Consider the following 10,847-nt stretch of genomic DNA (forward strand, 5'->3'; position numbering starts at 1 on the left):
AATTTAATAGGGCTATTTTACGGTACTGTAACGCCTTTATGGCTTGGGGATTATGTAAGGATTCCATATTTAAGGGAAGAAAGCGATGCACCCTTTGGTAAATGTACTTCCAATATTATTATTGACCAGATAATGGAATTCGGTGGGTTATTCATACTCGCTCTTGCAGGCTCTATTGTTCTATTCAAACACTTTTCTTCTCTTTTCTTTATTTTCTTCTCTTTCTTCATAAGTTTTATCTCCGTAGCCATTTTTTTAAAGAAGAAAGAAAGGAGCGAAAAATTACTAAAAATAATTTATAAAATTTTCATACCAGAGAAATTGAAGGCATCCATGATGAATGAGTTTAACGCTTTTTATGAGGACATGCCATCTGTAAAGTCTCTCATCCTTCCTCTTCTTATAGGGATTTTCAGCTACATTCTTTTTTTTGTGCAGATATATATACTTGCGCTATCTTTTTCCATCAACATACCCTTAATAAATTTCATTCTGATTTATCCTGTAGCATCCCTTATCGGCTTAATCCCGATTACGGTAAGCGGGCTCGGGACGAGGGAATATGCCCTGATACACATCTTCTCGATTTATGGAATTCCGAGCGATGTCACGGTAGCAATATCTCTGAGCGGGTACGTTATTACAATGCTTATTCCATCCATTATTGGCGGGGTACTATCGCTTACAAAGGTTAGAGTTGAAAAGGTTTAATATTTGGCATATATTCAATTTCATGCTTTCCTTAAAAGTTCTGGTCGATGGGTATGCAAAAAAAATAAAACATGGATGGGAGGGAAACTCCACTGCCACTCTACTACAAAATGATGACAAGCATATTCTCGTGGATCCTGGCCTAGACGATGAAATTCTGCAGAAGGCATTAAAAAAAGAAGGACTGGGGAAAGAAAATACAGATTACATATTCATTACACATTATCATCTTGACCATATTTTGAATATTAAGTTATTTTCTAAAGCAATTATTGCCGACGGATATTATATTTATAGAGGTAATAAAGCAATAGAGCATGATGGCAAACCATTCGGAAAAAATATAGAAATTATGCACACTCCCGGGCATACGTTGGAGCATTCATCGTTGATTGTTTATGCCCCAAAAGCCACATATGCTGTTGCCGGAGATTTGATATGGTGGCCTCCAGAAAAAGGCAAAGATTTGATCCATCTGCCAGATCCGTTTGCCTATGACATGAAAGATCTGGTGGAGAGTAGAAAAAAGCTTTTACAAAAAGCAGATTTTATAATCCCGGGGCATGGAAAGATGTTTAAGATGGAGTGATTATTTTCTGATTCTTACAATTCTGTCAACAATCATTGCCATCTTTTTCGTCTCCTTTACATCATGAACCCTGAGAATATCGGCGCCATTCGCAATAGCCATTGCTCCTGCCCCTAAACTACCTTCGAGCCTTTCTTTTGTTCCAGATTCGCATATATTTCCAATGAATGTTTTACGCGAAGCCCCAACCATTACAGGAAAACCGAGGCTTTTTAGTTCCATCAATCTTGAGAGTATCTCGCAGTTATCCTCTACACCTTCCCCGGTCCTTTTTCCGAACCCTATGCCAGGGTCGAAAACTATATTCTCCCTTTTAATTCCCCGGGACAATGCATATTTCGCCCTTTCATACAAAAATTTGGATATTTCTGCCATCACATCATCATAATGCGGATTTTTCTGCATGTTCTGTGGCATGCCTTTCATGTGCATAAGGCATACCGGGATATCGTATTCTCTGATTACATTTATCATATTTTCATCTCCGCGAAAGGCGGTTACATCATTCACCATGCTTACTCCGGCTTCGATTGCCTTCCCTGCCACCTCCGCCTTGCAGGTGTCCACCGAAATCGGTATTTTTATTTCATCTGAAATTGCCTCTATGAGCGGGATAATCCTTTTCAGTTCTTCATCTCTGCCGACAGGATTTGCTCCCGGGCGGGTAGATTCTCCCCCGATGTCTATGATATCAGCCCCTTCCTTGGCCATTTCTTTTGCTCTCTCGACCGCTTTTTCAAAAACGTTGTATTCCCCTCCATCATAGAATGAATCTGGAGTGGCATTCAATATTCCCATGATTAAAGTCTTTTTGCCAAGTCGAAATTTTTTGCCCAGCCTCGTATGCTTTTTGTCCACGTTTTCTGTAATGCCGATAATTTGCTCCCCTACCTGGTCAATTCGCTTGTATTGCCTCTTAAGTTTTTTTGAAAGGATATGCAATTGCGATTTTGTTCCCATGATAAGGGCATCTGTTTTTTCTCCATGCGGAGGGATTGAATAACATGATATGGCTGCATCCCCTCCTGAAGCAATCATTTCCTGTTTCAAAATTATGGCATCCTGTGCTTCCAGTCCATAAAATTTTATGCAGTAGTGAAAAGATTTGGGAACCATGATTTTTATTCCGACATCTTCAACGTTTATCGATTTCATTTCCTTTCTTGCATCGCTTTCATTTTTGATTATGCGCAGGTGAGCAAACATAGTGCCTTATCAAAAATGCCATTATTAACTTTTCACATCGTTTTTGGCTGTAACAGCGTGCCGTGCAAGGTCAGATTTGATAAAATGAATGCCCCAAAAGGCACAAAGATTAGAAGGGCAATCCATGGATTGATAACAGTTAACATGACAGGCACGAGAGAGAAATTTACGTAGTAGTGCATTCCTATCAGCGTCCTTGCTTTGTCTCTCTCAAATTCTTTCATCCTAAGAAGTTTTGTCGAAATGAAAACCATGAAAATGGATAGAGGAATGAGGACGGCTATTTGCATGATGCTCCTTTCAAAACCAAAAATAAAAAACAAAGCAATGAAGAGCAGAGATATGTCAACAATTTGGAGTGTGTATGCAAGAACTTTGAACAATGAAGGAACAAACATTTTTTTGTTTTCCACTCTCACTCCCATTTTTATCGCCAGTGTATTCGCTTTTGCCATGTAGTCATTCTCCGCATCTTTTAGCCCGCCTGCAATGAACTGCATGAATAAAACTTGTATAGTTCCCAATCCACATACAATCCATGCCAACTTTGTCAGATTCCCTATGCTTGATGCCCCGTAGAGAATGAGCAGAAAAATGCCTGCGCCTACAAACACGTCCATTGCAGGGTATTTTTTACTTATCAGGTCATAGATGGTTATTGAAAGGGCGGATAAGACAAGAATTGGAAATGCAGGAAAGAAGGAATAGTAATGGAATGAGAGAAATGCAGCGATAATAAAAGAAAGAACCATGGAAGTGATGGCAAAAATCCATGCCCCCCTTCCGGAAATTTTTCCGCTCACTAAAGGTCGGTCACCTAATTCTGCAGATAGTTTATCGACTTTCAGGTCAAGGATATCGTTGACAACAAATCCATAAACGTGGCCAAAGAAGCCAACGAGAAATAGAAGGAACAATGGTAAAAGGTGGCTTTCTCCCATACTTATTGCACCCATAACAGGTGAAATGCCCGTGAGTCCTGCATTGAATGAACGCGACAGTTTGAGATATTCCCGTATCATGCCCATGGGCAGTGCAACCTATTTTGTCTATAAAAAAACTTTGTCTAAAATATATGTTTTTTTAATCGGTAGAGGAATCCCTACTTTCTAGTTTTTCGTTTTTTTATACTTTATTCCGAAGTAGCTTCCTGCTGCTGCACATAACAGTATTATGGCTACAACAATGTATATCGAGTATTCTCCCTCCTTTGCTTCGTGAGGATATTCCGTTGCACCAAAGGGGGCATGTCCGTCTACCATTCCTTTTGCCATGGAATCAGGTTTTCCCCAGCCATATTGGGGAGACCACATTTGCAGATCTGGGTCGCCGAAATAGCACATATTTTCTTTTATGTCCCACCACCACTGTTTTGTCAGGTAGCCAATTCCTGTATGGAGAATGCTATTCGTATATGCCTCTCCAACGCTCTTTCCAAGTGCAATGTCTCTTGCAAACATTTCTGTGGCAAATGAACCATACCATGAGGTTTCCCATGGATCTATAACCTGGTAAACACTTCCATGCCTTATAAGCGTCAGGTGTAAATAAGTATTTGAGATGAGACACGAACCAGCATTGAAACCGGCTGAGTGAATATTGTCAAGGGCTTCATCGATTTCGTATCCAGTAGCATCTTTCGTTCTCAATCTTCCGAAAATTACAGTTATGACAACACCGTCATATCCCGAGTTTTTTATAACCGGCAAATACCGTGACATAAATTGATCGCTCAACTTTGCTGGAATGATGTCTATTCCCAGTTTTTTACTTTGTGACAGTACATCTGGCTCTTCAGTAGAGCCATCAAGCCAACCTGGCAGATATATCTCATATCCTCTCCACGGATTCGGCTCAACTGTTGGCAGGCTTATGTTTATTCCAGCAAACCCCGGTGCCCCATAGGAATTCCAGAAAGCAATGCTCCCAGAATTGGCATGCCATCCATGTGTAGTTTCAAACCAGGCAATGACTCCTCTGTTTAAGTCTTCCATTGTAGCAGAGAAGTTTGTTGTAAAAGCAATCTCATATCCTGATTTTTCCAAGTAAAACGGGACTACTTCTGGTTCTGTCATATCCGGCCAATAAGAACCATATTTGCCGTATTTAGCCAGAATATTACTATCTATTGGGTTTGTTGATGGCTGGTCAAATGGCGTGACGCCAGTAGCAGTCGTATAATTGAAACCCCAGTATTTACTCGCTCTTTCATTAAACCTATAACAATACGTCATAAACGAATTCAAAATGGGGTAATTGAATTTCTCATCCTGGCTCGGTTTTATTATATCCAGCATTCCTGTTGCCTTCCTTGTGCTTTTACTTCCATTTATCAATGTTATACCTTTTTCGTTCAGGGCAGGATTTGCAAAGATAACAGCAGGATAAAAAGCATTTCTACATGCCCAGTAAGATGTATCAACAGGGGTGCCTATCAATCTGCCGGCATTTGCGGCCCCGACAAAGGATCTGTCCCATGGAATGCCGATGTCAAACTGTCCCGCTACCGTAATAATGCTCTCCCTTTCACCTGGCTTGTCAAGCCCCACTTCACCAAGAAAATCGTACACTTCTCTGCTGGTCAAATACATTGCCGCCACATTTGGCTCGTCATCCCTTATTGCATGCTTTTTCCACCAGTTATTGTGCCAGGTAACGGCCCTTGAAATTGGAGGATGCATATCAACAGCAATGAGAGGAGCACCGTGATGAGCAGCTAAATAAGCGGCCGGGCCAATATAGAGCGAACCTTTCTTCTCCCCTTCTGGCTTTAACTTCTCTACCAGCCAGTATGTCCATGGGTCAATTGTAGAGAAAACGATGTCATTTTCATCGGTGCATTCTCGAATTTCTTTATAAATAGAAATCAGATCATTATACTCTTTCTTTATATCGCATACTCTATTCAACCCATCTCTTACTTCTGCTGATGAATAATCTCCTATATTTACGAAATAAACATCTTTTATACCGAGCTTTTTTATGATTTTTTCAATATTTGGCTGCAACTTATCGGGTGGGGTATATAGAAGGGGAGAATTGGTCAGTGAAGCAATGATCGATCCCTCTGCGGCATTCATGATGTAGTCTGCGCCGCTTTTTTTCATTTCTCCTTGCCAGGAATATTCCAGGGTATAATCTACCTGCCTATCCATTGCACTTAATTGCACGATGACAGCTTTGTATTTTCCCTCCCCAAGCTGGTCAAGGTGCAAGGTTTGTTGCTTTGATACATTTTCTGCAACTGCCTCTCCGACCGGCACGTTATTCTCATCAAGGATAATAAGCCCAAGTTTCCCATTTCCACTCCAGGTTAATTCAAAATCCGCATTCCTGCACATGAATGGAGTAGTGTCAGGCAACTCAACTTCTTCTCCAGGATATAACACCAAATCAATATTGTAAGTTACCCTGCCTGTTACAATGTCTTTCAGTCTCTCAAAGAGGGTTCCATGCCTGTCTCCAATAATTCCTTTTGTTGGGATATCCACAACTGAAGTTTTCCAATTGCCAGGTGCATACACATAACTCTCGCAGTGCTCCCAAGGCCCCGACATAATATTCCAGTTTTGCGAAGAAGCGACCTGAGTGAGACCGCCCTCGTAATCGCAGTAAAGATGCAAGTCCGGGTCGGCAGAGGGCACTGTCAAACCTCCCTGGAGTATGCCAAGGGTTAGGGCAAAAGACAATGCAGGCAGCCAGCTTACGGACGGCCATGTTAAATCGGCTTTTATGTACTTGTACTCATCACCTACATAAAAGTCGTTGTACTGGGGGGCAATAGAATCCTGCTTCATGGCACTCTGTCTCATTTCCTTTATTTCCTTGGAAGATATTGTGCCTTGTACCGTACCATTTGTCTCATTTCCTTTTCCTTCAATGTCTCCAAGTACGGCAACGACTGCGCTGTCCGCATACGACCAGTCGCTAAGTGCAATATTTTCTGCGATTTCATATGGATCCTCTGAGGTAATGTATGTATAATTTTTTGCATTCCACGGCCTTTCATTTCCAATATTGATACTCACTATTTTTCCAACTCTTCCACAATAAGACATCCAGTCTTCCATAAAATAATTGAGACCCTGCCTTCCGTTAAGGGATAACTCCTCTTTACTAAACTCTCGTTCGTCTTCATAAAAAAGGAGGGGATTGGAATAAACTTTGTCCGTCTTTTCATCATAAAAAACACTTGAAGGTATTGCAGCCATATAAGCAAAATCATCAATGTAACTGTTTTCATCAAATTTAACAAGGGTTACTTTGTTCAACGGTACAACTTTTTTCCAGGTTACGCCCTTAAACCCTGACGGGAGTTCCCTCACGTCTCCCCCGTATGAAAGCGATAGCAAAGGGGTAAGAATCATCATCATCACAACAAAAATCGATATCAACCATGTACGTTTTCCCACGATTTTCATCATTTCACACCATCCAATATATTAAACAGCGTATATAAGCATAATGCTTTGGAGATGGCTTGCTTTTCACTCAAAAGATAAATACTATATTGCCAATTTGTAATTGATGACAAAGTTTAGTTATACAAAGCTACGCAGTTTGGAGCGCATGGAGCGGCAATCCCCTGAGTTGATGAATATAGGCAATGATTTCTATGAATCCGCTTTTGGATATATAAACGAACTGGAAAAAAGATTTGAGGAAGAAAGGGCAGAAAACCCGTCTTCAAAAAAGCTAATTCTAATTTCCGATGAGCTCCGTAATTCAAGAAGGATATGGAAAAGTATATTTGAGAGGAGAGAAAAAAAGGTGGTGCAGGCGGCCCTTTCTGCTGCCAGGAGTGGAAGCTCCCCTCCAAAATTTCTGACGGATCAGGAAAAAATATTTTATGAAAGGCTGTTAAAAATTTTGCAGGAAAACAGGGAAACAATTTTTGAAGAACGGAAAGAAAATAAAAAGTTGCATGTAGATAATACGGTGTTAAGAATTCTCAAAAACGTTCCACCTTTTGTGGGGAGCAACATGAAAAAGTATCACCTCAAAAAGGAGGATGTTATAACTATGCCAAAAGAAACGGCTGAAATTCTGATAAAGAGAGGTGCGGCAGAGGAAATAAAGATGAACGCTGTTTAGATATAGTTATGCTATCGTTTATGTTCCTTCTTTCCAGCTATGCATATATTCCCTTTGCTCCTTAGTCAATGTGTCTATCATGATGTTCATTGCCGAGAGCTTTCTTCTTGCCACTTCCATGTCAATGTCTTTTGGAACGGAATAAACTCTCTTCTCCATATTTTTTCCTTCTTTTAAAATCCACTTTGCAACAAGAGCCTGATTGGCGAATGACATGTCCATCACCTCAGAAGGATGTCCTTCTGCTGCTGCCAGGTTTACAAGTCTTCCCTCGGCAAGTATGTATAACTTTCTTCCGTCTCCCATCCAGTATTCAATTACATTGTCGCGCACTTTTTCTGCTTTTACCGCAGTTTTTTCCACATAAGGTACGTTTATTTCATTGTCGAAATGCCCTGAATTGGCGATTATTGCCCCGTCTTTCATCAAATCTATGGCGTTTTTATCGACGATATGTTTGTTTCCAGTAACCGTCACAAATATATCCCCTGTCTTTGCCGCTTCCTCGATCGGCATGACACGGAATCCATCCATTACAGCCTCCAGCGCCCTTATTTCGTCGACTTCGCATATGGTGACATTGGCACCCATACCTCTGGCACGCATTGCCAGGCCATGCCCGCACCAACCGTAACCGACAACAACAAAATTTTTTCCAGCAATGAGGACTGAAGTAGAACGCAAAATGCCGTCGATGGTCGACTGCCCAGTGCCATATCTATTGTCAAAGAAATGCTTTGTCACGGCATCGTTGACCGCTATGACGGGATACTCCAATTCACCCTGAGAAGCCATAACCCTCTGCCTATTTACTCCAGTTGTAGTTTCCTCCGTTCCAGCAATCACATTTCCAAGCAATTCTCTACGTTTTGTGTGCAACATCGTTACAAGGTCTCCGCCGTCATCCATGGTTACGCTCGGCTTGTAATCTATAGCCTGATTGACACACCAATAGTAATCATCATGATTTTCCCTCCATGCATATACATGAATGCCATTCTCTGCCAGGGCAGCGGCAACTGCATCATTCGTTGATAAAGGGTTTGAACCTGCAAGGGCAACTTCTGCACCGCCTGCTTTCAGTGTTTTTACAAGCACCGCCGTTTCTTTTGTTACGTGGAGGCAGCATGCTATCGTTACGCCATCCAGAGGCTTTTCTTTCTCAAAATCCGTTCTTATATCCATCAGAACAGGCATGTGCTCCTCGGCCCACCGTATAAACTTATGTCCTTCATATGCTAGAGACATGTCTTTAACTTTATATTCCATGAGAGTAAGGAATGACAGAGGGTTTAAATTAGTTTTGCCAGAGGTTGCAATGACGGGGCTTTTGTATGGTAAAAGCTATACATTAGCAATCTTTAAATTCTTTATTGAAATCTTTCAGGGCGTTGTTCATCTTCTCATACCATTTGTCTATACATGATTTTATTGTTTCCTTTACAATTTCTGGCGGAACAGCAGCATACACATAGTAATGTCCCCCTCCCTTAAGCAGGTGTCTTTCTCTTTTGCACAACCTGCATGCAATCAGTTTCTGGAGCGAACGATGTATGGTACTTCTATCTTTCCCTATTTTTCCTGCCAATTCATCGGCACGTTTTTCATCCATTGCCAGACAATTGTATACTTTCATATCAAGTTTATTGAGGTCGAGGATATAACAAAAGGCGTCCGAACACCCAATGTTCTTTTGCAGGGGTATATGTTTCATAATAAAGTATGCAAGACGTATATTTATCGTTTGTGCAAAATTTATGCAAAAACGTTATATATGCCACGTACATTCTTCCTGCCATGCAAGACGAAGTGGAAAAAATAAAAATGAAGATGATGGAAGAATTGGTAAAAAAATTTGCGGGTAAAGATAAAAAATGGCCCAATAAGCCGGTAAAAGTTACGGATAGCAGTATTGACGGGTTAGTGAGTGAATATCCATTGGCGATTATCGATTGCTGGGCCCCGTGGTGCGGCCCGTGCCGTATGGTGACCCCGGTAATAGATCAGCTGGCAAAAGAGATGCAGGGAAAGGTTGTATTCGCAAAATTAAATACGGATGAGAACAGAGCCACATCTCTAAAATATGGAATAATGAGTATACCTACACTGTTGCTATTCAAAAACGGAAAGCTTGCAGATAGAATCGTTGGAGCATTGCCTCCAGACATGCTGAAAGATTGGGTGGAAAGATATCTATGAGGAATGTTGTTGGCATAATTTTTTTATTTATCCTCTTTTCTGTATTATTTTCGGCAGGTTGCATACAATCCGACAGTGATATAGAAATATCTTCCATTACGTGGATGAGCTATGAAGCGGGCTTGCAGAAAGGTGGCAATGAAGGGAAGCCAATACTGATAGATTTTTATGCAGATTGGTGCGGGCCGTGTAAGCAGATGGATGCTACCACATATGAAAACCCGGAGGTAATAAAGGCGGTGACGGAGTCTTTTGTAGCTGTTAAAGTTAACGTGGATGAATGGCAATTCATATCTTATCAATATGAAATATACCGTATACCAACCACAGTTTACTTGGATTCTCATGGAAACGAAGTGTATAGGACAATCGGTTACAGAAGCGCATCACGGTTTTTGACAGATATGGAGGAGTGCTTAAACAGAATGAGTTAGGTTCTAAATTTTGGATTGGATATTGTAAAAAAGAGACCGATCCTGCCGGGCTGCAACAGTCAAAGTATTTCACAACGGACTGTGAACTTTCCCTTCCAATTCAAGCTCTTTTACTATAGCCTTGACTTTCTCCAAAACATCATTCGGGCTTTCTCCTATGACGCGTATCATCGCTTCTTTTCCAACACCACCTTTATCCCATACTACGTCGGGAACGAAACCCATCTCTTTTACCACATGGTCAGTCCCCCATTCCATTGTTGACCTGCCCGCCGGCTCATCCTTTCTATCAAAATTTCCAACTTTGAGGCCGATGGCATGACAGGCGTTTATGGTATCAACTGAATAAGCAATATTCATGGCTGCCCTTATGCTGGCATCGTGCTTCATGCAGGCAAGAAGAACAGATGAAATGTGCTTTGAGGTACCAAATCTGCACTCGCCAGCCTGAAACGGTTTTTTTGCTCTTACTATCCTCCCGTCTATACCGCATATATCACCGTAACTGGATGCATCTGCCATTGCATATACAAAATTTATTCCAACCTCCGGGATCAGTGAGACAGGCAGAAATGACAACAATTCATCCACTGCGTCCTGAAGAGACAGCCATA

Annotated in this window: 11 protein-coding genes; 5 read left to right on the forward strand and 6 right to left on the reverse strand. The window is 41.2% G+C overall.

The features are described from left to right. Together U9O96_02515 and U9O96_02520 are read left to right on the forward strand one after the other, a co-directional pair. A partial coding sequence (locus tag U9O96_02515) for a lysylphosphatidylglycerol synthase transmembrane domain-containing protein (protein ID MEA2053980.1) occupies positions 1-711 on the forward strand: 711 nt, incomplete at its 5' end. A 22-nt stretch (positions 712-733) separates the two neighbouring features. Then, a complete protein-coding gene (locus U9O96_02520) occupies positions 734-1,300 on the forward strand; it encodes an MBL fold metallo-hydrolase (GenBank protein ID MEA2053981.1) in 567 nt (188 codons plus the stop codon). Here the strand turns inward: U9O96_02520 and folP are convergent, their stop codons facing one another. From folP to U9O96_02535, 3 genes are all read right to left on the reverse strand, one after another. Continuing rightward, the gene (gene folP, locus U9O96_02525) at positions 1,301-2,506 is read right to left on the reverse strand and encodes a dihydropteroate synthase (GenBank protein MEA2053982.1); all 1,206 of its coding nucleotides are present in this window, start codon (positions 2,504-2,506) and stop codon (positions 1,301-1,303) included. 32 nt (positions 2,507-2,538) lie between these two features. Further along, positions 2,539-3,534: a UbiA prenyltransferase family protein gene (locus U9O96_02530; GenBank protein MEA2053983.1), complete on the reverse strand. Its 996-nt coding sequence runs from the start codon at positions 3,532-3,534 to the stop codon at positions 2,539-2,541. Positions 3,535-3,615: 81 nt separating this feature from the next. Next, complete coding sequence (locus U9O96_02535) at positions 3,616-6,930, reverse strand: hypothetical protein (GenBank protein MEA2053984.1); 3,315 nt, start codon at positions 6,928-6,930, stop codon at positions 3,616-3,618. 103 nt (positions 6,931-7,033) lie between these two features. Between U9O96_02535 and U9O96_02540 the strand changes: the two genes are divergently transcribed. After that, complete coding sequence (locus tag U9O96_02540) at positions 7,034-7,600, forward strand: hypothetical protein (GenBank protein MEA2053985.1); 567 nt, start codon at positions 7,034-7,036, stop codon at positions 7,598-7,600. Between the two features lie 18 nt (positions 7,601-7,618). Here U9O96_02540 and U9O96_02545 read toward each other — a convergent pair whose 3' ends face one another. After that, positions 7,619-8,869 (reverse strand): adenosylhomocysteinase, encoded by a 1,251-nt coding sequence (locus tag U9O96_02545; GenBank protein ID MEA2053986.1) that lies wholly within the window; start codon positions 8,867-8,869, stop codon positions 7,619-7,621. Positions 8,870-8,951: 82 nt separating this feature from the next. Then, entirely contained in the window at positions 8,952-9,314 is a 363-nt protein-coding gene (locus U9O96_02550) for a helix-turn-helix domain-containing protein (protein MEA2053987.1), read from the reverse strand. Between the two features lie 83 nt (positions 9,315-9,397). Between U9O96_02550 and trxA the strand changes: the two genes are divergently transcribed. Together trxA and U9O96_02560 are read left to right on the forward strand one after the other, a co-directional pair. Beyond that, positions 9,398-9,799 carry a thioredoxin gene (gene trxA / locus U9O96_02555; GenBank protein ID MEA2053988.1) on the forward strand — a complete coding sequence of 134 codons (402 nt, stop codon included), beginning with the start codon at positions 9,398-9,400 and terminating at the stop codon, positions 9,797-9,799. Next, positions 9,796-10,233, forward strand: coding sequence for a thioredoxin domain-containing protein (locus U9O96_02560; GenBank protein MEA2053989.1), 438 nt, complete (start codon positions 9,796-9,798; stop codon positions 10,231-10,233). The genes trxA and U9O96_02560 overlap by 4 nt, the downstream gene beginning before the upstream one ends. A gap of 69 nt (positions 10,234-10,302) precedes the next feature. On the opposite strand, the gene U9O96_02565 is transcribed toward U9O96_02560, so the two are convergent. After that, positions 10,303-10,847, reverse strand: a 545-nt coding sequence (locus U9O96_02565) for a thiamine-phosphate synthase family protein (protein ID MEA2053990.1), incomplete at its 5' end; no start/stop codon positions are given.

The organism is Candidatus Thermoplasmatota archaeon (assembly GCA_034660695.1).
Classification (GTDB): domain Archaea; phylum Thermoplasmatota; class E2; order UBA202; family DSCA01; genus JAYEJS01.

Bases quoted from the DNA above. Each gene is read 5' to 3' on its own strand.
- folP (MEA2053982.1), bottom strand. From the start codon at position 2,506: ATGTTTGCTCACCTGCGCATAATCAAAAATGAAAGCGATGCAAGAAAG.
- U9O96_02545 (MEA2053986.1), bottom strand. From the start codon at position 8,869: ATGGAATATAAAGTTAAAGACATGTCTCTAGCATATGAAGGACATAAG.
- trxA (MEA2053988.1), top strand. From the start codon at position 9,398: ATGCAAGACGAAGTGGAAAAAATAAAAATGAAGATGATGGAAGAATTG.
- U9O96_02550 (MEA2053987.1), bottom strand. From the start codon at position 9,314: ATGAAACATATACCCCTGCAAAAGAACATTGGGTGTTCGGACGCCTTT.
- U9O96_02530 (MEA2053983.1), bottom strand. From the start codon at position 3,534: ATGGGCATGATACGGGAATATCTCAAACTGTCGCGTTCATTCAATGCA.
- U9O96_02560 (MEA2053989.1), top strand. From the start codon at position 9,796: ATGAGGAATGTTGTTGGCATAATTTTTTTATTTATCCTCTTTTCTGTA.
- U9O96_02540 (MEA2053985.1), top strand. From the start codon at position 7,034: ATGACAAAGTTTAGTTATACAAAGCTACGCAGTTTGGAGCGCATGGAG.
- U9O96_02520 (MEA2053981.1), top strand. From the start codon at position 734: ATGCTTTCCTTAAAAGTTCTGGTCGATGGGTATGCAAAAAAAATAAAA.
- U9O96_02535 (MEA2053984.1), bottom strand. From the start codon at position 6,930: ATGATGAAAATCGTGGGAAAACGTACATGGTTGATATCGATTTTTGTT.